This is a genomic window from Alishewanella sp. HL-SH06 (assembly GCF_052656265.1).
Genome location: NZ_CP199752.1, coordinates 1,095,164 through 1,118,938, shown reverse-complemented (window position 1 = coordinate 1,118,938; position 23,775 = coordinate 1,095,164). Strand labels below are relative to the sequence as shown.

The window sequence follows — 23,775 nt, the reverse complement described above, 5'->3', positions numbered from 1 at the left end:
AAGTTTCCTGTCAAATAGTCTATATCGGCTTAGGTATTACCCACTAAGGGTTTTAACTGAGCGTCTATGGCTTCGCGCGCCCGGAAAATACGACTACGTACTGTACCTATCGGACACTCCATAACTTCGGCAATCTCTTCGTAACTTAACCCTTCTAATTCACGTAGCGTAATTGCCGTACGTAACTCATCGGGTAATTTTTCTATGGTACCAAACACCACTTGGCGAATTTCTTCGGACAATAATAAATGTTCCGGAGAATCTTGTTCTTTTAGCGCATCACTACCTTCGTAGTATTCTGCATCCTCGGCATCAACATCGCTAGCCGGTGGCTTACGATTGTTTGATACCAGATAATTTTTGGCACTATTCACTGCTATTCGATACAACCAAGTGTAAAACGCACTCTCACCACGAAAACCGGGGATAGCTCGATAAGCTTTAATAAAGGCTTCTTGAGCGACATCAGCTACGTCACCATGGTTAGAGACATAACGTGAGATTAAGTTCGCGATCCTATGCTGATATTTTTTTACCAGCAGATTGAAAGCGGCTTTATCGCCTTGTTGTACACGCTGGACAATTTGCCAATCTAATTCTTGCTCGCTCATTCTTGAGCCTACCCCTGTAATACTTATTTAGGTGTTGTAAACGAATGGCGCCAGTCAAGCGTACTAACTATGACTGCAGGCTGAATAAATAGTTCTGTTTATTTTTATAAAAACGCTAGAATAACCTGAACATAGCGCAACAAATTATACCGCAGCCTGTTATTTTAGTCTGTTTTACCAAAGCCACTAACTGAGTTAAGTGTATCCTATGACACAACCCAATGAATATCTTTGTGACGTATTAATTATTGGTAGTGGCGCGGCGGGTTTGTCGCTAGCGCTGCAATTGGCGGATCACGCCAGCGTTATTGTTTTAAGTAAAGGGGCTTTACGCGAAGGCTCAACACTGTACGCGCAGGGCGGGATCGCCGCGGTGTTTGACGAAAATGACACCATCGCGTCGCATGTGAATGACACCCTGATTGCTGGTGCCGGTTTGTGCGAAGAAGAAGCGGTAAAATTTACCGCAGAACACGCTAAGCAAGCGATGGAGTGGTTAATCGCCCAAGGCGTCCCCTTTGATCAGTATCAAGATACTGATGGCAGTATGAAATACCATCTCACTCGGGAAGGTGGCCACAGTCATCGCCGCATCTTGCATGCAGCCGACGCCACCGGTAAAGCCGTACAAATCACCCTGGTTGATCAAGTTAAACGCCACCCAAATATTCGTTTGTTAGAAAACTACAACGCCATTGATTTGCTTACCGGCAAAAAACTCGGTCTTGATCCGGCACGTTGTTATGGTGCTTATGTTTGGAACAACCTTTTGGCTCGCGTTGAGACCATTCAAGCTAAAGCGGTGGCACTAGCTACCGGCGGCGCCAGTAAAGTGTATCTGTATACCAGCAATCCTGATGTGGCCAGTGGCGATGGCATTGCGATGGCTTGGCGTGCGGGTTGTCGGGTGGCCAATATGGAATTTAATCAATTTCACCCAACCAGTTTGTACCACCCTGCTGCCCCGAATTTTTTAATTACCGAGGCCATGCGCGGCGAAGGAGCCTATTTAAAGCGCCCCGATGGCAGCCGGTTTATGCCTGATTTTGATGAGCGTGCAGAGTTAGCACCGCGAGATATTGTGGCTCGTGCGATCGATTTTGAAATGAAACGCCTTGGCGCTAACTCCGTGTTTTTAGATATTAGTCATCAAGACAAAGACTTTATTATTGAACACTTCCCCACTATTTACGCTAAATGCCTCAGTGTGGGTATTGATATTACCAAAGAGGCCATTCCGGTCGTCCCTGCTGCGCACTATACCTGCGGCGGCGTAATGACCAATTTGCATGGCCAAACAGACTTGCAAAATTTATACGCCATTGGCGAAGTGGCCTATACCGGTTTACACGGCGCAAACAGAATGGCGTCTAATTCGTTATTAGAATGTATTGTTTTTGCCCAAGCCGCCGCTCGACATATTTTAACGCAATTGCCCCAATCTCAAGCTACCCTAACGTTGCCTGCTTGGGACGATAGTCGAGTGAGTAATTCGGATGAAGAAGTAGTGATAACGCATAACTGGCACGAGTTGAGGTTATTTATGTGGGATTATGTGGGTATTGTGCGCACCGATAAGCGACTTGAACGAGCACTGCATCGCGTAGAGTTACTCAAACAAGAAATCCACGATTATTACAGCCATTTTCGTATTAGTAATAATTTATTGGAATTACGTAATTTAGTGCAAGTGGCCGAGCTTATTATTCGCTGTGCCATGCAGCGTAAAGAAAGCCGGGGTTTACATTACAATTTGGATTACCCAAATATGCTAAGTGATAGTAAACCGAGTATTTTACAACCGCTGCGTTAAAGCACCTCGTCAGCAACGCTGCGCCAGCGTTGCAATTGTACCCGTCTTGCCAGTGCTCGATAATCACTGGCAGACAATTGGTCGGCAAACAGATAACAGCGCTGCTGCTGGCCCATTTCGTCATACCAAAACAATTGCACAAACCAAGGGTTGAGCAGACAATTTGCGGCTAATTGCCCAGCGGGTAAAGCGCTTTGTTGCCAATGCAAAGCGCCATCTTGCTCAATATGTAAAATACCGCTAACACCGGGTGCAGCCCAGTATTGCAACATCAGATAAAAAAACGCTAGTAGCAGCAAGGCAGCGGGTAAATACCAGATCCCTTGCAGCGGTAAAGTGAGGACGATAGCGCCACCGAGCAAACTGATGGCCAGTAGCGCAATGCGTCGGTAACGCGAGGTTCTCAGATAAAAGCTAGACCCGGACACGATTGACGATTAACTCAACCATGGCTTGAATAGAGGCATCTTTTGAGTGCTGATGCCCCATGAACCAAGCGAATAAATCCGGATCATCACAGGCTAAGAGCCGTTCAAAATCGGCTTTTTGCTGGTCGTTTAATGCATCGTACCCTTCGTCGACGAAGGGGGCTAATAAAATATCTAACTCCAACATACCGCGACGACACGCCCAGCGCAGTTTTGGTTTACTCATTAAAGCGGTCATGTAGACTCCTCATTATTCTGCGACATTGGCAGTATCTTAACAAATATTGCGATCAGGGGTTGAGCTTTTGTGTCTTGCCCCAATCTATTTACTATTCACGTTTAAATGAACGCTCGCTATGCATACATCTTGGCTAACTGCAGAACAATACGCACAATTATCTACTCAGGTTCATGATGCTTATCTTGCTCCTTTACCTGCTTTTCAGGTATTGGCTATTAGTGGGCCTGATAACCGTAAATATCTACAAGGGCAAACGACCTGTGATATTGAAACCTTAACGGCGGACACTTTTTTACGCGGCGCACATTGTGATGCTAAAGGTAAAATGTGGGCGATATTTCAGTTGTTTGCCAAAGACGATGCGCTACTGATGGTCGCTTTTCGTGACGAACTGCAAGCCTCTGCCGCCCAACTGAAAAAATTTGGCGTGTTTTCCAAAGTAAGTTTTGACCAAACCACCGAACCTTATGCCGTGTTTGGTTTAGGCGGTTCGCAAGCAGAGCAACTTGTGACACAGTTAGGCTTTAGTCTGCCCGCGGCAGACGGTCAGGTTAGCCACGGACAACACGGCAGCTTATTACGCTTAGCTGCGGCGCATTTTATGTTGGTGCTACCGCAAACGCAGGCGCAGCAACTTATGACGGCAGATTGGCCACTGGCTGCCCCAACGGTTTGGCTTAAAGCCCATATTTTGCAAGGGTTAGCTTATTTAGAACAACCGCTAATTGGCGAAGCCGTGCCACAGATGCTTAACTTACAAGCGATTGATGCCATCAGCTTTACCAAAGGCTGCTACATCGGACAAGAAACGGTAGCCCGTTTGAAATACCGCGGTGGCAATAAAAGAGCCAGTTACATTTTACACGCAAACACCAACGAACTTCCGGTCGCAGGTACAGCAATAGAACTGCAACTGGATCAGAACTGGCGCCGGATTGGCCAAGTCATTAATGCGGTGAATATCAATGACCAACTTTGGTTGTTAGCACTGCTTCCGAATGATATAACACCGGCAGACACCTTGCGGCTAAGTGCTGAGCAGCCCGTTTTGCTGCAACAGCTACCGCTACCTTATTCATTAAATTAAGAGGTTTGCATGACCATTTCTCAAGACAAAGTCGTCGCCATCCATTACACAGTAACAGATACTGCAGGTAACCAGCTTGACTCTTCTGCTGGCGGCGAACCTCTAGTCTTCCTGTTTGGCCATGGTGCATTGATCCCAGGTCTGGAACAAGCACTGATTGGCAAAAACAGTGGCGATAAATTTACGAGCAGCATTGCTGCTGCAGATGCTTACGGCGAGCGTCATGATCAACTAGTACAATCCGTACCGAAAAACATGTTTGAAGGTATGGATGTAGAAGTAGGCATGCGTTTCCGCGCATCCGGCCCGGATGGACGTGAACAGCCAGTCATTATTGTCGACGTCACAGAAGAAGAAGTCGTCGTTGATGGTAATCACCCACTCGCCGGCATTGAACTCAGTTTTGATGTTGAAGTTGTGTTAGTTCGTGATGCGACAGAGGAAGAACTGGCGCACGGCCATGTGCATGGTTTAGATGGACATGCTTCACACTAAGGCCTATTGATTTCATTGATAAAAAAAGAACCGCAGTGACCGCTGCGGTTTTTTTATTGATCCTAAGCAAACATGCCAACTGAAAAATCATTGCTCTGAAGTAGTGCAACCCGCCGCATGAACTGCTTGACAGCCACCCCAAAGCCACATATTTTTAGCCATTGTTATTTTTCAGCCACTGAGCACATTATCCAGCTGATGAAAGATCGTATTAGTATTTCTATCTCTAGCATCAACGGCACCAAGCACTTTAGTATCGGTAAGATATTTAAGCGCAATGCTGTTATTGGCTTATGGCTTGTGCTGTTTTCAGTACTGATCACCGCGGCGGTGATTAACTATTTGCTGCATACGGTTGAACAAACCAAAACCGAGCAACAGCTACTGACCTCGCAAACGAATGCTTTACAGCAACAACTGGCTCAGTTAAATGCCGCTCGCGAAACCCTAGAACACGAATTAACCCTTAAACAAGATCAGATGCTGCAAGTCAGCCAGCGTTTGGGTGAAATTGAACAGAATTTAGGTTTAGAGCAAGGTATCGACCAAAATTTAGAAGCTCGACTGGATATCGCCACCGTAAATGCCAGTGCAAGGATGGCCATGTTGCAGCTGGTACCCAATGGCTCACCACTTGATTTCGATAAACGTTCTTCTCGCTATGGCGTTCGTACCCACCCTATTTTAGGCAAGCGCAAGCATCATAATGGTATCGATCTCACAGCACCGAAAGGCACCGAAATTTATGCCCCTGCTGACGGCGTGGTAGAAGTGGTGCGTCGCAGCAATAGCGGTTATGGCAACTTATTAAAAATACGTCATGCTTTTGGTTTTGCCACGCTTTACGCTCATTTATCAGACTTTAATGTGGCAAGTGGCACCTTTGTCCACAAAGGCCAATTAATCGCTAAAGCAGGCAATACCGGCAGTTCTACCGCACCGCATTTACACTATGAAATTCATTTTCTTGACCGGTCACTTAATCCACAACACTTTATGGAATGGGATTCCGGTAATTTCGACCTGTTGTTCGAAAAAGAGAGGAGTATTAAATGGGATTCTTTGGTAACCATGTTGCAAACCAAGGCAAGCACACAATTACAACTGTCATCGCTGAGGGATGCGTCCTTAACGGCAACTGCCGAGTAAACAGTGATATGCAAATCGACGGCGAACTTGAAGGTAACGTCGAATGCAAAAGTACTGTCATCATCAGCTGTAGTGGTAAAGTTGTTGGCGAAATCACCGCTGACAAGGTGATGATAAATGGCTATTTCGATGGTCAAATCACCGCTAATATAGTTGAAATACTGCCTCAAGGCAAAGCACATGGCGTGGTGTTCAGCGATAATCTGTGTATCGAACGGGGTGGCAGTTTTTTCGGCGAAACGCATGCCTCTAAACCTGGCCAACAAAATCTTCTGTTAACCGACGAATTGCAACCCAACAACGTTGCTGAACTTAGCCAAGCGAAATAACGCCTGTTTATGCTACACTATGCCCTTTACGTGCAGACAATGGGTCTGCGCCTAGTGCAGGATAGTTCCCTTGAGTGTTCAACTTAGTTTCAGCGCTTTTGCGCTTTCACCCGCCTTACTCGATACCTTAACCAGCTTGAATTATCATCAGCCTACGCCTGTGCAGGCACAAAGCCTACCAGCAATTTTAGCGGGTAAAGATGTGCTGGCTCAGGCCGCAACGGGCTCGGGTAAAACAGCCGCCTTTGCACTAGGCTTACTCAGCAATTTAGACGTTAAGCGTTTTCGGGTACAAAGTTTAGTGTTATGCCCCACACGTGAATTGGCTGAACAAGTCGCCACCGAAATTCGAACTTTGGCGCGCGGCATCCATAACATCAAAGTATTAACCTTATGTGGTGGTATTCCGGCCAAAGGACAAATTTTGTCTTTAGAACACGGTGCGCACATCATTGTGGGCACACCGGGTCGAGTGTTAGATCATTTACAACATGAGCGTTTGAACCTAGAAGAACTGACGATGTTAGTGCTCGATGAAGCCGATCGGATGCTCGAGATGGGTTTTGCCGAAGACTTACAACAGATCATCGATGCTATGCCAGCACAGCGCCAACAACTGCTGTTTAGTGCCACCTTTGCGCCTGCCGTAAAGAAACTAGCAAACGAGCTGTTACACTCACCCCAAGAAGTGATTATTGATAGCCCTGCTACCAAAGCCAACATTAATCAGCAATTCTTTTTGCTAAGCCATAACCAAGAACGCAGCCAAGCCACGGTACGTTTAATTTTGGCTAAAGCACCGCAAAGCTGCGTTATTTTTGCCAATACCCGTAAAGAAGTACAAAGCTTAGCCGAGCAATTAAAAAATGCCGGTTTTAGTGTGGCTGCCTTACACGGTGATTTAGAGCAACGCGAACGCGAACAACAACTGCTGCAATTTGCCAATGGCAGCTTACAATTGTTGGTGGCCACCGATGTGGCGGCACGCGGTTTAGATATCGAAAAGCTCGATCTGGTGATTAACTATGAACTGTCGCACGATACGGATACGCATATCCATCGCATTGGCCGCACAGGTCGTGCCGGCGAGCAAGGTGTCGCCTGCACGCTGTATACCACGCAAGACGGTAATAAAATTAGCCAACTTGAAGAAGCGCTGGGCCAAGAGATTAATCCTGAGCCCTTACCTGAAACCCGCAATAGCAAGCCGCTATTACCGTTAATGGCAACCATTGAAATTGACGGCGGTAAAAAACAAAAATTACGCCCGGCCGATATTGTGGGTGCGCTCACCCGTGATGATCAGATTGCTTTTGCCGATATTGGTAAAATTCAATTGCAGGATTTTCGGGCTTATGTGGCGGTAAAACGCAGCGCTTTAAAAGCCGCTTTGCAGCAATTAAACAACAGCCGCATCAAGGGCCGCAGTTTTCGGGCCTACCGTTTAGGTAACGATTAACTAGCCCTACTCAAAACCTTTATCACGGCGCAAGGCCTTAGTTTGGCCTTGCTGCTTCTTCTGTTGTAAGCGTTTTTGCTGGCTGCCATAAGTCGGTTTGGTGGCAAAACGCTTCTTCGGGGTTTTACTGACACTGTGCACCAGCTCCACAAATTGCAATAATGCCAGCTCGCGGTTTTGCTCTTGGCTGCGGCTTTGCTGACATTTAATCAAAATTTTGCCGCTGGGTGTAATACGGTGATCAGACAATTGCAGCAAACGGCTTTTGTAGATCTCAGGTAAGCTGGAGTGGGCAATATCAAACTGCAGCAACACTGCCGTTGATACTTTGTTTACATGCTGGCCACCAGGGCCAGATGAGCGCACAAATTGCCAACTCAACTCATCATCTGCTACATGAACATTTGCATTAATCCTGATCACCGCTGCTCCTTAACGCTCCCAGTAAGCCTCTTCTAAGCTATCTTCGCGCTCAGGTAGGCCTTTAGACAAACGAGGAGCATTCTGTACTAAAATCTCATAGCTGACCCGATTGGCGTATTTACATAATTGTGCAAACGATGAATAAGCCAAGTATGACTCTTCGTGCTTGCTCGATAACGGCTGCACTTGTTTATGATAATGATTCGCCGCCATATCGTGTAATATGGCCGCTAAGGCCCCATCACCGGCGCCATTGGTATTTTTAATGCGCTCTGGACCGCCTAAATACGGATCAATGTGCGAATACACCTTCAAGGGGGCTTGGCAATTTTGCCGCAGCATCGGCCGACTAAACTCAAAGCGATTAAAATCTGCTAAGCTGGCTGATTTGATCGGGTTAGAACTTTCACGTTTCATACTTTCATCAGTATAACCGCACAAGTATAGCCCCTCAGCACCCGCGGTGATCAACACCATATCGGTGATCTCTAAAGCGGCTTGCGCTGCGCTTAGCGGATCAGCAAAGCCGGTTAACGCTTCGGCCTCTAATTCATTCATCGCCAGAACATTGACATATTTGCTTACGGTTTCAATGATTTGCTCGCGGTTTTCTTCCACCAAATGCCGTGTACCTAAGCTCATCACAACCGGTACTTGCTGCTCACTGGCATCAGACAACGCTTTAAGCATAGCTTGTTGAATGGGCTGATCAGTGGCGCGCAAGGGGTAAGCACTCACCACAAATGCTGCGGCACCTGCAATAATGTCAGTCGGGATATACTCCGGTGCCAACTGATCCATATCACTGGGATCGATAACAAAAGTACGTTCACCATCGGGCGTAATCATCGTGATACCACGGCCAATATCACCGGCAACACCTTGCAGGCGGTTCATATCCACTTTCGAGCTGGTATGACACACATAATGATAGGCTGGCGAACCCAGCGCGATATTGGCCGACATCACGCCGAGCAACACCGATTTATCATCGGCTAATACGGAGTAATTATGAATGGTATTACCAATAGTGCCACCGGCAAAATGATCCGAAATCGCTTGCTCCACCACCAACTCATGGTAGATCTCGTTGGCTTTTTCATGTGTGACTAAATTGGATAACCCTTTGGGAATATTATGTTTCGCGAGAAACTCATCACTGACACTGGCCACTACATCAACGATAGTTTGATCAAGCCCTACGATATACGTGTCCAACTCCGGCCGCACTTCAAAACTGGGCAGTTGTGGTTTAGGTTGGGATACTGGGAAGTAATGCTTTATTTTGCGCAGACCAGGAAATTTCATAGCGTAAGCTCAACTGAAAACAAGCCGATATGTTAACAAAAATACCGGCAAAAAAGTAAAGTAATGTCAGCTGGCATCACGCAAAAACACCGGTTTATCCAAGCTGGATAACGTATCGCTGAAATAATAACCATCAAGGTCGAATTGTTGTAATTGTGCGGGTTCCTGTAATGCGTGCTGGATCACATAACGCGCCATCAGGCCACGCGCTTTTTTGGCATAAAAACTGATGATTTTGTATTGGCCATTTTTATAGTCCCGAAACTCAGGCGTAATAATACGTGCTGATAAGTGTTTTTTATCAACCGCTTTAAAATACTCTTGTGAGGCTAAATTGAGTAATACATCACTGCCTAAAGCCGCCAGCTGTTGCTGTAAAGCCTTAGTCACTTCGGCCTGCCAAAAGGCATACAGATCTTTACCGCGCGGATTAGACAGTTTTGTGCCCATCTCAAGCCGATAAGCTTGCATCAAATCCAAGGGTCTTAATACACCATATAAACCGCTGAGAATACGCAAATGGTTTTGCGCATAGCGTAGCTCGTCATCCGACAGACTATCTGCCGCTAAGCCCTGATACACATCACCATTGAACATAAATAACGCAGCTTTCGCATTGTCGGTATTAAACGGAGGTTGCCACTGCGCGAAGCGTGCCGCATTTAAACCGGCCAACTTATCACTAATATGCATTAACGATGACAAATCAGCTGGGGTTAACTGCTTACAAACCGTGGCTAATGCTTTGGCATCCTGTAATAAAGCAGGTTGGCTAAAACTCAGCTCACGCGCGACGGGGGTTAAATCTAAATCTTTGGCTGGCGATACCACCATCAACATAAAGACGGCTCCTATTTTGACAAAATGAGCGTTTATACTGCACAGCCGCTGTTTCAGACCTTGCAGACAACGATATAGCCCATTATGCTGTTTACTAACTCGATTGCAAAAGGAATCTGCATCAGCGTTACCACTCTGTCGCCCGCTGTATCTGGTTTTTGCTGACTGCCATCTTACGTTCGTTAAACTGCAACTAACGGCAGAGCCGCCTCGTTAAGGGCAGATCCCACATTAACCCTGTTTTTAGACAAACGGCTATTTTGTTGTTATTTTATTACAAGAATAGCCATTTAGACGTATACTTAAGCTAATTCCAACTAATAAGTGGTAAGTGAACAACATGAATGATCTTCTAAGCCAATTAAAAGCCGTCACCACCGTGGTCGTTGATAGCGGTGATCTAGGTGCTATTGAACAGTTTCGTCCGGTAGATGCCACCACCAATCCATCGTTATTATTAAATGCCAGTCAACTCGACTTTGCCAAGCCCATCTTAGCGGCAGCTATTGCCTATGCTAAAGCACAAACCAGTGACAAAGACGCGCAGTTAAGCTTAGCCAGTGATAAATTTGCGGTAGATATTGGCACGGCTATTAGTAAGTTAGTCCCTGGTCGCGTGTCTACCGAAGTCGATGCCAGATTGTCCTTTGATCGTGATGCAACCTTAACCAAGGCACGGCAATTAGTGGCCTTATACCAGCAAAACGGTGTCAGTCGTGAACGCATCTTAATTAAAATTGCCTCAACTTGGGAAGGGATCCAAGCGGCCAAAGTGCTTGAGCAAGAAGGCGTTCAGTGTAATTTAACCCTGTTATTCCACATGGCGCAGGCACGCGCTTGTGCCGAAGCCGGTGTGTTCCTGATTTCTCCCTTTGTTGGGCGTATACTCGACTGGTACAAAGCCAATACCAAACAAGACTATACCGCCGAAACCGATCCCGGTGTTTTATCGGTACGCGAAATCTACCGCTTCTTCAAAACCCATGGTTACAACACAGTAGTGATGGGTGCCAGCTTCCGCAATATTGGTGAAGTATTGGCGCTTGCCGGCTGTGACCGTTTAACCATCAGCCCAGGTTTGTTAGAAGAGCTGCAACAGCAGCAAGGCGAATTAACCGTACATTTGAAAGATGACGGCGCCACAGCGACGAAACCGGCAGCATTAACCGAAGAAGCCTTTCGCTGGGCACTCAACGAAGACGCCATGGCGACGGAAAAATTGGCTGAAGGGATCCGCAAATTTGCTGTGGATCAACGCAAACTCGAAGCATTACTCGCTGCCCAACTTTAACCTCTGATTTGTAGGAGATGACGCGATGTCGGTAACCCTTTCGGCTTTATTAAGCCCTCTAGCAGCGAAGCAGCAACCCCTGCGGCAATTATTTGCGGCAGAACCGGGCCGTGCTAAACGCTTTAGCACTAGCGCTTGTGGTATCTATTTAGATTATTCAAAAAATTTATTAGACGAGCAAAGTTGGCAAGCCTTGCAGCAATTAGCTACACAAAGCAAAATTCGTCAGCTCAGTAAACAGATGCAAGCCGGTGCGGCCATTAATAATACTGAACATCGCACCGTGTGGCATACGCGATTGCGCCAACAAGATTTGAGCAATTTACAGCTAGCCGGCGAAGATATTGGTGCAGCCATTACGGCTTGTCAGCAGCAAATGGCACAATTAATTGATGATTTACACGCACAGTGTTATATCGGCTATCAAGGTAAACCGATTACTGATTTAGTCTGGGTTGGCATTGGTGGCTCATTATTAGGCCCACAGATGGCCGTAGAAGCACTGACTCCCTATCATTGCAGCCCGGTGAACTTGCACTTCGCAGGTAATATCGACGGTGCGGTGGTGAGCGATATTACCAAAAAACTCGATCCTGCCACCACCCTCGTCGTGGTGGCGTCTAAGTCTTTTGGCACCGAAGAAACCAAACAAAATGCCTTGGCATTACGGCAGTGGTTTAACGACGCTGGTGCCGACAGTAACGCCATTGCTCATCACTTTTGGGCGACCTCGTCTAATGTTAAAGCGGCTGCCGAGTTTGGCATTATTGAGAAACATATTTTACCCATGTGGGATTGGGTTGGTGGTCGTTATTCATTATGGTCTGCCATTGGTTTACCCATTGCATTAATGATCGGCAATAGCGCTTTTAAAGAATTGCTAGCCGGTGCTGCCGCCATGGATGAGCACTTTTTTAATGCCCCCTTTAGTGAAAACTTGCCGGTTATTTTGGCATTGCTAGGCATTTGGTACATCAATGGTTTTGGTTGCCAAGCTCAAGCCTTATTGCCTTACAGTCATTATTTACGTTTATTGCCCTCTTATGTGCAACAACTGGATATGGAGAGTAATGGTAAGTCGGTTGACCGTCGCGGCCAACCACTACAAGACGCCACGGCACCGGTGATCTGGGGCGATGCAGGCACTAATGGTCAACATGCGTATCATCAATTGTTACATCAAAGCCAATTAAAAGTACCGGCTGATTTTATTCTGCCCTTACAGGTAAGCCACAGCTTAGCGGATCAACATCAACGCTTAGCGGCGCATTGTTTTGCGCAAACACAAGCGTTGATGCAGGGTAAAACGGAAGAGGAAGCCCTTGCCGAATGCTTAGCTGCAGGCATGACACAACAGGCCGCGGCAGAGCTGGCGCCACATAAAGTATCGCCGGGTAATAAGCCCAGCAACACCCTACTACTCGATGCTTTATCGCCTTATCACCTCGGCGCGTTAATCGCCATGTATGAGCATAAGGTGTTTTGTCAGGGGGCTATTTGGGAGCTGAACAGCTTTGATCAATGGGGCGTCGAGTTAGGTAAACAACTCTCAGGCCCCATTTATCAGGCGATCAGTGGTCAAGCTGACGGACAATTTGATTGCTCAACCGCCAGCTTAATAAAACGCTTTTTGCAAAAACCTTAGGCATACCACTAAGTTTACCAAGCTTATTATTATTTGATTAACGTAAAAAGGCTGCTTTCGCAGCCTTTTTTTAGCTTGTCATCTTGTTGTCACTTTTTAGTTTTATTTTTAAACAAAATATGGTAGAACCTTTGTTGAAAATAACAACAAAATCAACATCAGATGAGGCCGTAATATGGAAAGCTTCGAAGACTTACTGAATATGTTGGAACGACCTGCTGCGAAGACACGTGTGGTCAAACGCAAATGGCGTGAAATTGAAGAGCTGAAAGAGCGTCAACGTCTCAAAAAGGAACTCTGTGACATAGATTGGACCATCGAACCTGAACTAGATACCATTGAATTATAAACAATAGGCCCGCTACTCTGTAGCGGGCCTATTGTTTTCATCACTGTGCTAGGATCGCATGCCAATTAATCGGCGTCTTACCCGCCGCTTTTAATAGGCTATTGGTCTGTAAAAAGTGACCACATCCGAAAAATCCTCGGTGCGCTGATAAAGGCGAAGGATGCGGCGCTGTTAAAATATGATGCCGCTGAGCATCAATCAACCGGGCTTTCTTTTGCGCATGACTGCCCCACAATAAAAACACCACCTGTTCAGAGTGAGCGGAAATTTGTTGGATAACAAAATCGGTAAACATCTCCCACCCAAGTTTCTGATGTGAATTCGGGCTATTCGCTTCCACAGTCAGCACCGTGTTCAGTAACAATACCCCTTGCTCAGCCCAGCGCTGTAAACAGCCTTGATCCGTGGCGGAAAAATCAGCATATTCCAGCGCCAGCTCTTTGTAGATGTTACGTAGCGACGGCGGCACTTTTACCCCTGCTCTAACTGAAAAAGCCAAACCATGTGCTTGATTTGGCCCGTGATAGGGATCCTGGCCTAAAATAACCACTTTTAGCTGTGCTAATGGCGTTAATTTAAACGCATTAAACACCTCATTACTCGGTGGATAAATCACCTTACCACTGGCTCGCGCTTGTTCAACCTGAGCCAGTAAGTCTAAAAAATAAGGCTGCTGTTTTTCAGCAGCCAACACATCGGCCCACAGCATTATTGAGCAGCCGTTTGCCGAATCACGTGCTCTAAGGCACTAAAGTCAGCAGGGATCTCTAAATTTAAGCCAGGTTCAGCGGCACATTTAGCTAAAATTGCCGGTAACGCGATTGGATTGCCAAGAATATTCTCGACCTGCTCTTTAAACTTGGCCGGATGCGCCGTACCTAAGAAGATCCCAAACTCACCCGGTTGTAAACTACGCTTTAACGCTTTATAAGCCACGGCCGCATGCGGCTCGCTTAAATAACCTTCTTGCGCCAATAAACGCATACCGACTTGCGTATCGTCTTCATCAACCATGGTCGCTTCAATATCACTGCGGCTTATCACACCTTGCGCTAGCAATGCTTCAACCCGCGGCCAATTGTTGGGGGCGCTGACATCCATAGCATTAGACAAGGTTGCACGGGTATCTTTTGGCTGCCATTCGCCATTTAACCAATAACGAGGCACCGTATCATTAAGATTGGTTGCAGCCACTAAGCGCTTGATCGTTAACCCCAAAGCTTTGGCAATTAAACCCGCCGTTAGGTTACCAAAGTTACCACTCGGCACCGCGATAACCACTTCTGAGCGTTTATCTACCGGTACTTGTGCCATAGCTTCAAAGTAATAACAAATTTGTGCAAACAAGCGGCTGATATTAATCGAGTTAGCCGAGTTGATATTAAATTCAGCAACCAGTGCTTTATGATCGAAAACTTGTTTAACTAACGCTTGGCATTGATCAAAATCGCCTTCCACCGCTACGGTGGTAATATTTTCACCCAACGTAGTAAACAGTTTTTCTTGCAGCATGCTGATTTTACCCTTCGGATACAAAATCACCACTTGCACACCTGGTTGTTTAAAAAAGGCATGCGCCACGGCAGCCCCAGTATCACCCGAAGTGGCAGTCACAATCGTAGTATGTTGTTGCTGCTGCGCTTGCGCCAACGCTTGCGCCATAAAGCGCCCACCGAAATCTTTAAAAGCTAGCGTTGGGCCATGAAATAACTCTAGGCAATGCACTTGCTCGTTTACTGCAACCAGCGGTGCCGGAAAGGTAAAAGCCTGTGCAACCATCTGGTGTACTTGCTGCGGGCTGAGTTCATCACCAATCAGCGCAGATAAAATCTCCGCACTGCGCTGTACTAAGGGCAAACTCAGTAAATGCTCAATATCCAATTTGGGCCAACTGCTCGGGAAAAACAGCCCTTGTTGCTGCCCTAGCCCCTGGCGTACAGCTTGTAAAAAACTGACCTGCTCTGCAGGTACTTTTAAATTATTTAATTGCATGCTTGTTCCTCCAGCGCCCGCGCGCCTGTATTCGCCAGACGACACACTACGGTGAGCGCATCTTGATTTTTTGCATAATGGGTTTGCAGATATTGAGCCGTGAAATCAGCTACAGCGCTACTATTACATACGGCAAATAACGTTGGCCCTGCGCCAGAAATACCTAAATGCAACACCCCTGCGTCAGTGAGCGCTGCTCGCAATGCCGTTAATTCAGGTAATAGCGGCAAACGTGCCGGTTCAGCCACCAGATCTTGTAAAGCGGCCGCCGCATCAACGTCGTCGCTACTGTATAAGGCGCTAACAAAGCGACTTAAGGCACCTGCAAATTTAATGCTATGTGCTAACGAGAGTTGTTTTGGTAACACTTCACGCGCCGCTTTGGTGGATAACACGGTACCGGGGTAGCATAACACCACTTGCCAGTCTGCAAACCAAGGCAAACTGCGACAAATTGCCGGGCTATCCGGTAGCATTAATTGCAAGCCACCAAAATAAGAAGGCGCGACATTGTCATAATGCACACTACCACTGACGCCCCCTTCAGCAGTGGCCATCAGTTGTAGCAGTTCAGTTTGACTAAAGGGCTGACCGAAATAATCGTTAAATGCATAAAAAGCGACAACAATTGAGCAAGCACTAGAACCTAAACCGCTACCAACGGGTAGATTCTTATGTAAGTGTAATTGCAAGCGAGGTAGCGTTTTACCTAACGCTTCCTCAAAAGCATAAAAGGCTTGGCTTACTAAATTATCCGTGGTAGCTGCAGGTAATTGATGCACATAACGGCCACTGATGGTCAGCGATAAAGACTCCGCCTCGCCTAAGATATCTAATACATCGCCCAGCAAACTGCCATCTACTGGCGCAAAGGCTGCGCCAAGCAAATCGAAGCCGACCGACAAATTACCGGTCGATGCCGGAGCGTAATACCGTTTAATACTGTTTTTTTGCATTATTTATACCTGCTGCTGCCAACTTAGCGTGCGCATGATATCGCTAAACACCCCTGCCGACGTCACTGCGGCTCCGGCACCATAGCCCCGCAGCACAAACGGGATAGGTTGGTAATAACGACTTAACATCGATAAGGCGTTCTCACCGTCTTTCACTTTTGCTAAGGGATGATCAACCGCTAACGCTTTAATGGCCACCTTACATTTACCATCACGAATTTCACCAATGTAACGTAGCACCTGCCCTGCTGCTTTGGCTTCGGCTAAGCGCTTTGCAAAATGCTCGTCAAGGCTGGGTAAACGCGCCATAAAGTCATCGATACTGCCACTGGCATCAAAGTCGGCAGGTAATACAGACTCCACCTCGACATCACTTAAATCCAGCTGTAAACCCGATTCCCGCGCCATAATTAACAGCTTACGTGCGACATCCATACCCGATAAATCATCACGTGGATCCGGCTCAGTAAAGCCCAGCGCCTTGGCTTTGGCCGTCACGGTTGATAAAGCAACACCCGCTTCTAACTCACCAAAAATATAAGAGAGTGAACCGGATAAAATGCCTTCAAAGGCTAACAGTTCATCACCCGCGTTAATTAAACCTTGCAGAGTATCAATGACCGGTAAGCCAGCGCCTACAGTGGTTTCATATAAGAAGCGACGACGCTGTTGCTGGGCAACGGTCCGTAGCTTGTGATAATAGTCTAAACTGGCTGTGTTGGCTTTTTTGTTGGGTGTCACGACATGAAAACCTGCCGCCAGAAAATCAGCATACTGATCGGCAATTTGCTGTGAACTGGTGCAATCCACCAATACCGGGTTAATCAAATGCTGTTCTTGCACAAAACGATTTAACTCAGCCAAAGAGAAGGTTTGCTTGGCAGCCGGCAATTGTTGCTGCCATGACTCTAACGCAATGCCATCGCCGGCTAATAAAAGCTGCTTACTGTTGGCAATGCCGTACACCGTTAAGCGCACTTGTCGTTGTTGCAAAAACGCTTGTTGACGATGGATCTGAGCCAATAACTCACTACCAACCACACCACACCCCACCAAAAACACATCAATACTCGGGATATGGCTAAAGAAGTTTTCATGACACACTTTTACCGCACTTTGACAACTGCGTTGCTCTACCACCGCCGAGATTGAACGCTCACTGCTGTCTTGCGCTATCGCCACAACATTTACTCGGGCTTGCGCTAAAGAGGCAAAGAACTTCGCGGCAACGCCTTTATGTTGGCGCATGCCATCCCCCACCAAGCTGACAATGGCCATATCAGATTGAATGATTAACGGGCGTAATAATTTGGTTTGTAATTCGAGTTCAAATTCTTGTTCTAACGCGCGTTTAGCGGCCTGCAAATGTAATTGAGGCACACAAAAACTGATACTGAATTCAGACGAAGATTGTGTGATCAAACTGACCGAGATCTGTGAACGTGCCATGGAAGCGAAAATCCGGCTCGCCATGCCCACGACACCTTTCAAGCCAGGGCCGGAAACAGTAATTAACGCTAAATGCTCTAGGCTTGAGATCCCTTTCACTAAGGCTTCCCCATCACCGTCGTTATCGATACAGGTTCCGGGTGCACTTGGGTTCAACGTATTTTTGATATAACACGGTATTTGCACTCGCGCTAAGGGGCCGATGGTTTTCGGATGCAGTACTTTAGCACCAAAGTACGATAGCTCCATCGCTTCATCATACGACAAACGATCAATTAAGCGCGTCTGTTTTACTTGCCGGGGATCGGCACTGTAAACACCATCAACGTCAGTCCAGATTTCACAGGCACTGGCTCGGATCGCCGCAGCGACGACTGCAGCAGAGTAATCTGAACCGTTTCGCCCCAATAAAGCCGTTTCGCCTTGAGCGTTGCTTGAAACAAAACCCGCTAACACATAGATACTGGCGGGCAAACCGGCAAGGGCTTGTTGAAATTGTTGTGCCGTCGCTTCCACATCCGCGGTGGCATTTAAGAAATCACCATGGCTTTTCACTAATTTTACGGAGTCAAGTGATGCGGCATCTGCACCACGCGCTTGCAACAACGCTGTCATCAGCGCCACGCTAAATTGTTCACCCAAGCCCAGAATTTGCGCCTTGATATGATCGGGACAGAAGCGTAATAGGCTCATACCCTGTAATCGCAAACTTAATTGTTCAATTTGCTGGGTAATTAACTGTTGCACAACCTGTTGCTGTGCGGCACTGATACCCACCACATCTTGCAATAGTTGCTGATAACGTTGCTGTAACTGTTGCAGTAGCGCTTGAAAATCGGCACCCAAATAAGCCAGATCCGTTAATTCTACCAGCGTATTGGTCACCCCTTGTGGGGCCGATAAGACTAAACACACTTGTTCCGTCGTAGCTTGTTGCATCACGATCGTTGCCACTTCACTGAAGCGGGCAACTGACGCCAACGATGATCCACCAAATTTTAGCACCCTCATCTCTCTCTCCTCGCGCATTGTCGTCTTTCGTTGTTTTGCTATCGCAGACCCATCGCCATTATCGGCCAAAAAAAAACCCGAAACCTTTTGAGGTCACGGGCCTTTTTACAGACAACACACCGCCGACCTCCTACCCCGCAGGGTTGGTGGTGATAATAATCATGGTGAGTGCTGTCATTTTTATTTTCATGAACACACTATGCACGGACTTATAGACGTCTGTCAATCCTTTTTCTGATTTAACTGGCTATCGCTGCGGTATTCCAAATACTGACCTGATTTCGGCCTGCTCGTTTGGCTTGATACAGCGCTTGATCGGCTTGCAAGATCAGTTCAACTGCACTGTTCGACATTTGATGCAAACTCACGCCCGCACTAATTGTCACCCGCACTTTGGGTTCATGCTCGATAAAAGCCTGTTCTGATAATTGCAAACGGACCCGGTTAGCCACTTCTATTGCCCCATTTAAGGTGGTATCTGGCAGCACGACCGCAAAAGAGGCGCCACCGAAGCGTGCTAAGAGATCATTATCACGCAATAGCCCTGCACAATGACGCGCCAGCGACTGTAACAAGATATCTGCTGCTTTGTGGCCATATTGATCATTAAGGTGTTTAAACTGATCAATATCAAACATCATTAGCGATAAAGGCCGCTCATAGCGCTCGGCTCGTGCGATTTCTAACAGTAATTGTTGCTGCCAAAATTGCCGATTCATCAAGCCGGTAAGACTATCTTGGCGATCATGAATTTTTAATTGCTGCTGCGTCATTAATAATTTAGCGTGATAACGCGCTTGCTCGCTGGCATCTTGGATCCACAAGCACAGAAATTGTTCGTGAGTTTGAGGGTGACGTAAGGCAATAAGCGTGCAATTTTGCGCCATATACACTTGTGTTTGGTCCAGGTGTTGTTGGCGAGGAAACTTGAGTAAATACAAGCGCTGTTGCCAGCTAATCTGTTCGGTTTGTTGGCTAGTCAACACGCTCTGCATTTTCCGATTGAACCACGCTTTAGGCACTTCGGGAAACAAAGAAAAAAACGATTTGCCTACCAGCTCTCGCTCTGTCAATTCGCTATATCGGTAAATAAAGCTGTTGGCGTAACTGATTTGGCAATGCGAATTCAGTAACAGAACGCCACCAGGTAAATGTTGTACCATGGACACTAATATCGACGAGATCACACAGATTCCTCTTTTTACTGCCGATTGCTGACTATTTTGCTATAACTATTTTAAATCTTACGCTTATTCGTTATGGTAACAGTAATACATAACAATAAAACGATGATCAATTTCAGGGTGATACCATGCAGCAACCCAGCTTGTCAAAAAAGCTGCTGACAAAAGTCTTATCAGTCTATTTTATTTTGACGCTTGTGGTGACCGTTGGCCAGATCGTTGCTGAATATTACAACGCCAAAAATTATATTAATAACGAGCTAACCACCTTACAAAACACCTTCGCTGGCAGTTTGACGAGGGCGATTTGGGAGCTCAACACCCCACAAACCTTGAATATTGCAGACGGCTTGTTAGCCATCCCAACGATTGAAGGGATTATTGTGCGGGACGATAACGGCGCCATTATTACTCAATCTGGCCGTTATATTGATATTCAACAACGCTTTAGCAACCAATTGGTGAGTGAAGAAGTCAGCTTAAGTGAACAAGGCTCGGGTATTTTTGGATTTACCTTTCCGTTAATCTTTGAGTTTTCTGGCAGAACGAGCCAAGTGGGCGATGTCACGCTATTTTCCAGCCGCGATATTGTTATCGAACGTATCAAAGTGGGTTTATATTTCCTGATTGCCAACGCAATGCTAAAAACCACTTTTTTAATCATCTTATTTCTACTGGCGTTTCGCCGTTATCTGATTGAACCTTTGGCTGATTTAAGCCAACAAATTGAAGATTTAGAGCTCGACCAGTTAGATGGCAGCAAAGTCATTGTCGCAGAAGACCAAGGCGCTGAACTATCCTTTATGGCGAATGCGTTTAACCGGCTGCTGGCTCGGTTAAGCGACAATCAAGGCCAATTAAAACAAACACAGCAACAATTGCTGGTATCACATAATAAATTAGATCAACAAAACCTCTTATTAGAACAAGAAGTCGCGCGGAAAACCTCGGGGTTAAGTCAAGCGATGATGGATTTGCAACAACAAAAACAAGAATTACTGCATAAGAAACAAGCTCTGCGTGAAGAGATCGAACAGCGCGTGCAAACAGAAAGTAACTTACTGCAAAAACAACGTGAGTTGCAGGAAACCATTGATAACTTAAACTTAGCGCAAGACCGGTTAGTGCAATCTGAAAAAATGGCGGCACTCGGCGGTTTAGTCGCTGGCATTACTCATGAAGTGAATACCCCCGTCGGGATCTGTGTTACGGCCACCAGCTTTTTAGATGAGCGTGTCAGCAAACTGAGCAGCGCTTATCAACAAAAACAGCTTACGCCCAAAATGCTCGAAGAATTCTTACAAGAAGCGCAACAAAGTACTGCCTTATTACAATCAAATTTATCGCGAGCATCCGATCTGATTGCTAGCTTTAAACAAATCGCCGTGGATCAAGCCAGTGAAGCCACACGCACCATAAATCTTTGCCACTATCTCAATGAAATTATTCGTTCATTACAGCCGCATTTTAAGAAAACCCAGTACCAAATTGAGGTGAACTGTGAAGAGAGCATTATCCTAGATTGCCCTGCCGGTGCCATTTCACAAATTATTACCAACCTGTTGATGAACTCATTGATCCATGGCTTTGAAGACCGAGAGCATGGGCTGATCCGCATTACCGTGCTAGACAACGAACACAATATTGACATCCATTATGCTGATGATGGTAAAGGGCTCGCGGCCGATCAGTTAGCGCAATTATTTCATCCGTTCTTCACCACCAAGCGCAATCAGGGTGGCAGCGGCTTAGGTACACATATCATCTACAACTTAGTACGCCAAACGCTAGGTGGCAGCATTGAGGTCAGCAGCCAACTGGGCGAAGGCTTGCATTATCATATTTGTTTTCCTAAAAAACTAAATAGATAGCGCCGCTTGAAGCAGGTTATACTGCCACTCTTTGCTGTAAAATGAAGTAAGGTTTTTATGTGGTTTAAAAATATTCGGGTTTACAAACTCAGCGCTCCGCTGACAACAGATTTGGCCAGCCTTGAGCAAGCCTTCGCTGAATTTAAGTTCAGCCCTTGTACCGGTCAAGAAGCAGTGAAAAGTGGGTTTAGCTATCCTCTGCATAACAGTATTAAACAATATTGCCATCAACAGCAGCACCGCTGGTTTTTTGCGATTAAGCGCCAAGAAAAGATCCTGCCTGCTGCCGTGATCAATGAAGAATTACAACCCAAAATTGATGCTGCCGAGCAAGAACAAGGCCGCGCGTTAAGTCGCAAAGAAAAGCAGGCTTTAAAAGAAGAGCTTATCCATACTTTACTGCCGCGTGCTTTCAGTCGCTCTCAGCTGACTCAAGGTTATTATGATGCGCAACAAAACTGGTTGGTCATTAATAGCAGCAGTGCGAGTAAAGCAGAAGATATCTTGGCTTTACTGCGCAAAGCTATTGGTTCTTTACCGGCTTTACCTTGGTTAGACAGTCATAAACTGAATAGTCAGTTGCAACAATGGTTAAAGCATGAAGATTTACCCAAGGGCTTTATGCCAGGGGCGGAAGTCGAGTTAAAAGCGCCCGATGAAGAAGGCGCCAAGGTGCGCTTTAGTAATCATTTACTCAGCGCCGATGAAGTGCAAACCCATTTACAAGATAAATTGGTTACGCGCATTAGCTTGCAACAAACCGAAGGTGTCTCATTAACCATCACTGATGATGGCAGTATCAAACAAGTCAAATACCCAGATAGCGTTATTGATCACAACGATGAACTGGGCTGGGATGATTTACCGGCGCGATTAGATGCTGATTTGTTATTGATGGCGGACAGTGTCAACAATGCCCTGCTCGCCATCAGCGAGCAGGTGAAAAGCCATCCGGAAAGTTAAGATTTATTGAAACAGTTGCCGAATGTCTTGGTACAGGTTGGCAATTTGCGGTTGTTGCATAAACTCCGGTACCGACACCACTTGCTGCGTAACATAATGCGTTAGCAATTGGTGTTGTTCTTCCGTTGATTTGTAAAAACCGCGAGCTACGGCCGCTAAACGAATAAAATCAGTATAATCTAATTCTGGGCTGGCCTTGCAGACACGCCATGTTTTGGCTGCGCGCTGCAACTCGTCATCGAAACCCCAGGCCTTTAACACTTTGACACTTATATAAGGCGCCGCCTTGTCGATCACACTGGTTAAAAAAATCGGATGCCCAAATACTTCTGGATGCCGTTCGGCTTCGGTGATCACGGCAAGTGCCCCAATATTATGCACTAACGCACATAACGTCATCACATCTGCACTTAACGTACATTGCTTATTCACCGTTTGATAGGCTTTTAAGCAAGCCACCGCGATTGCCGCGACCTGCACATTGTCTTGCCATAATTTATCTAAATGCTGCTGTACTTGTTTATATTGCGATATGAATAACTGCTCTACCGCCATCGCGGTGGCAATATTTTTAATTTGGCTTAAACCAATTCGAGTAACTGCTTGGTTTAAGGTGCTCACCTTAATTGAACGCCCCATAAAGGCGCTGTTAGCGACTTTCATCAGCCGGGCTGCCAAAGAGGGATCTTGTGAAATAACTTCTGCCATTTGCGCAAGGCTTACGCTGGCATCATCGGCTCGTTGCCGAACTCGTAACGCAATTTCTGGCAAGGTCGGTAAGACCAAGCGGTCATTACGGATCTTGTCATCTAAAATAGTCAGTAATGCTTGTTGTGCACTCATACTGCGCAGTCTCTCGGTTAATCAATGAAAACTCGTTA

General features: G+C 46.3%; 23 protein-coding genes. 11 read left to right on the top strand and 12 right to left on the bottom strand.

Going from position 1 to position 23,775, the window contains the following annotated elements; genetic code table 11:
• Positions 1 to 29: 29 nt before the first annotated feature.
• Positions 30 to 611, bottom strand: a complete 582-nt coding sequence (gene rpoE / locus ACUJFK_RS05150) for an RNA polymerase sigma factor RpoE (RefSeq protein WP_226749600.1) — start codon at positions 609 to 611, stop codon at positions 30 to 32.
• A gap of 208 nt (positions 612 to 819) precedes the next feature.
• On the opposite strand from rpoE, the gene nadB reads away from it, so the two are divergent.
• Positions 820 to 2,424 (top strand): L-aspartate oxidase, encoded by a 1,605-nt coding sequence (gene nadB / locus ACUJFK_RS05145; protein ID WP_229585380.1) that lies wholly within the window; start codon positions 820 to 822, stop codon positions 2,422 to 2,424.
• Here nadB and ACUJFK_RS05140 read toward each other — a convergent pair.
• The gene (locus ACUJFK_RS05140) at positions 2,421 to 2,852 is read right to left on the bottom strand and encodes a protein YgfX (RefSeq protein ID WP_445426269.1); all 432 of its coding nucleotides are present in this window, start codon (positions 2,850 to 2,852) and stop codon (positions 2,421 to 2,423) included. The two genes, nadB and ACUJFK_RS05140, sit on opposite strands and share 4 nt — an antisense overlap.
• Positions 2,839 to 3,090, bottom strand: coding sequence for an FAD assembly factor SdhE (locus tag ACUJFK_RS05135; RefSeq protein WP_226749597.1), 252 nt, complete (start codon positions 3,088 to 3,090; stop codon positions 2,839 to 2,841). The genes ACUJFK_RS05140 and ACUJFK_RS05135 overlap by 14 nt, the downstream gene beginning before the upstream one ends.
• A gap of 118 nt (positions 3,091 to 3,208) precedes the next feature.
• On the opposite strand from ACUJFK_RS05135, the gene ygfZ reads away from it, so the two are divergent.
• The 5 genes from ygfZ to dbpA all read left to right on the top strand — a co-directional run bounded on the left by ygfZ (position 3,209) and on the right by dbpA (position 7,612).
• A complete protein-coding gene (ygfZ, locus tag ACUJFK_RS05130) occupies positions 3,209 to 4,180 on the top strand; it encodes a tRNA-modifying protein YgfZ (protein ID WP_445426268.1) in 972 nt (323 codons plus the stop codon).
• A 9-nt stretch (positions 4,181 to 4,189) separates the two neighbouring features.
• The gene (locus tag ACUJFK_RS05125; protein ID WP_226749595.1) at positions 4,190 to 4,675 is read left to right on the top strand and encodes an FKBP-type peptidyl-prolyl cis-trans isomerase; all 486 of its coding nucleotides are present in this window, start codon (positions 4,190 to 4,192) and stop codon (positions 4,673 to 4,675) included.
• A 126-nt stretch (positions 4,676 to 4,801) separates the two neighbouring features.
• A complete protein-coding gene (locus ACUJFK_RS05120) occupies positions 4,802 to 5,824 on the top strand; it encodes a M23 family metallopeptidase (RefSeq protein ID WP_445426267.1) in 1,023 nt (340 codons plus the stop codon).
• 8 nt (positions 5,825 to 5,832) lie between these two features.
• Positions 5,833 to 6,153: a bactofilin family protein gene (locus ACUJFK_RS05115; RefSeq protein ID WP_229585375.1), complete on the top strand. Its 321-nt coding sequence runs from the start codon at positions 5,833 to 5,835 to the stop codon at positions 6,151 to 6,153.
• A gap of 70 nt (positions 6,154 to 6,223) precedes the next feature.
• Entirely contained in the window at positions 6,224 to 7,612 is a 1,389-nt protein-coding gene (gene dbpA / locus ACUJFK_RS05110) for an ATP-dependent RNA helicase DbpA (protein ID WP_445426266.1), read from the top strand.
• 6 nt (positions 7,613 to 7,618) lie between these two features.
• On the opposite strand, the gene arfB is transcribed toward dbpA, so the two are convergent.
• The 3 genes from arfB to yaaA form a co-directional block, all read right to left on the bottom strand.
• The gene (gene arfB / locus ACUJFK_RS05105) at positions 7,619 to 8,035 is read right to left on the bottom strand and encodes an alternative ribosome rescue aminoacyl-tRNA hydrolase ArfB (RefSeq protein ID WP_236128719.1); all 417 of its coding nucleotides are present in this window, start codon (positions 8,033 to 8,035) and stop codon (positions 7,619 to 7,621) included.
• 9 nt (positions 8,036 to 8,044) lie between these two features.
• Complete coding sequence (locus ACUJFK_RS05100) at positions 8,045 to 9,343, bottom strand: inosine/guanosine kinase (RefSeq protein ID WP_445426265.1); 1,299 nt, start codon at positions 9,341 to 9,343, stop codon at positions 8,045 to 8,047.
• 66 nt (positions 9,344 to 9,409) lie between these two features.
• Positions 9,410 to 10,183, bottom strand: a complete 774-nt coding sequence (gene yaaA, locus ACUJFK_RS05095; protein ID WP_445426264.1) for a peroxide stress protein YaaA — start codon at positions 10,181 to 10,183, stop codon at positions 9,410 to 9,412.
• A gap of 340 nt (positions 10,184 to 10,523) precedes the next feature.
• Between yaaA and tal the strand changes: the two genes are divergently transcribed.
• The 3 genes from tal to ACUJFK_RS05080 all read left to right on the top strand — a co-directional run bounded on the left by tal (position 10,524) and on the right by ACUJFK_RS05080 (position 13,468).
• The gene (gene tal / locus ACUJFK_RS05090) at positions 10,524 to 11,474 is read left to right on the top strand and encodes a transaldolase (protein WP_229585370.1); all 951 of its coding nucleotides are present in this window, start codon (positions 10,524 to 10,526) and stop codon (positions 11,472 to 11,474) included.
• A gap of 25 nt (positions 11,475 to 11,499) precedes the next feature.
• The gene (gene pgi, locus ACUJFK_RS05085) at positions 11,500 to 13,119 is read left to right on the top strand and encodes a glucose-6-phosphate isomerase (RefSeq protein WP_445426263.1); all 1,620 of its coding nucleotides are present in this window, start codon (positions 11,500 to 11,502) and stop codon (positions 13,117 to 13,119) included.
• A gap of 175 nt (positions 13,120 to 13,294) precedes the next feature.
• The gene (locus ACUJFK_RS05080; RefSeq protein ID WP_226749586.1) at positions 13,295 to 13,468 is read left to right on the top strand and encodes a DUF3545 family protein; all 174 of its coding nucleotides are present in this window, start codon (positions 13,295 to 13,297) and stop codon (positions 13,466 to 13,468) included.
• A gap of 40 nt (positions 13,469 to 13,508) precedes the next feature.
• Here the strand turns inward: ACUJFK_RS05080 and ung are convergent, their stop codons facing one another.
• The 5 genes from ung to ACUJFK_RS05055 all read right to left on the bottom strand — a co-directional run bounded on the left by ung (position 13,509) and on the right by ACUJFK_RS05055 (position 20,063).
• On the bottom strand, positions 13,509 to 14,177 hold the full coding sequence (gene ung, locus ACUJFK_RS05075; RefSeq protein WP_226749585.1) for a uracil-DNA glycosylase: 669 nt from the start codon (positions 14,175 to 14,177) through the stop codon (positions 13,509 to 13,511).
• Positions 14,177 to 15,460, bottom strand: coding sequence for a threonine synthase (gene thrC, locus ACUJFK_RS05070; protein WP_445426262.1), 1,284 nt, complete (start codon positions 15,458 to 15,460; stop codon positions 14,177 to 14,179). Before thrC ends, ung begins: the two co-directional genes overlap by 1 nt.
• On the bottom strand, positions 15,451 to 16,416 hold the full coding sequence (thrB, locus tag ACUJFK_RS05065) for a homoserine kinase (protein WP_226749583.1): 966 nt from the start codon (positions 16,414 to 16,416) through the stop codon (positions 15,451 to 15,453). The genes thrC and thrB overlap by 10 nt, the downstream gene beginning before the upstream one ends.
• 3 nt (positions 16,417 to 16,419) lie before the next feature.
• The gene (gene thrA, locus ACUJFK_RS05060; RefSeq protein WP_445426261.1) at positions 16,420 to 18,894 is read right to left on the bottom strand and encodes a bifunctional aspartate kinase/homoserine dehydrogenase I; all 2,475 of its coding nucleotides are present in this window, start codon (positions 18,892 to 18,894) and stop codon (positions 16,420 to 16,422) included.
• Between the two features lie 221 nt (positions 18,895 to 19,115).
• On the bottom strand, positions 19,116 to 20,063 hold the full coding sequence (locus tag ACUJFK_RS05055) for a diguanylate cyclase (RefSeq protein WP_445426260.1): 948 nt from the start codon (positions 20,061 to 20,063) through the stop codon (positions 19,116 to 19,118).
• 125 nt (positions 20,064 to 20,188) lie between these two features.
• Here ACUJFK_RS05055 and ACUJFK_RS05050 point away from each other — a divergent pair, with 125 nt between their 5' ends.
• Complete coding sequence (locus ACUJFK_RS05050) at positions 20,189 to 21,931, top strand: sensor histidine kinase (protein WP_445426259.1); 1,743 nt, start codon at positions 20,189 to 20,191, stop codon at positions 21,929 to 21,931.
• A gap of 57 nt (positions 21,932 to 21,988) precedes the next feature.
• A complete protein-coding gene (locus tag ACUJFK_RS05045; protein ID WP_445426258.1) occupies positions 21,989 to 22,894 on the top strand; it encodes a recombination-associated protein RdgC in 906 nt (301 codons plus the stop codon).
• Positions 22,895 to 22,897: 3 nt separating this feature from the next.
• Here ACUJFK_RS05045 and ACUJFK_RS05040 read toward each other — a convergent pair whose 3' ends face one another.
• Entirely contained in the window at positions 22,898 to 23,737 is an 840-nt protein-coding gene (locus ACUJFK_RS05040) for an HDOD domain-containing protein (protein ID WP_226749578.1), read from the bottom strand.
• Positions 23,738 to 23,775: the final 38 nt, after the last annotated feature.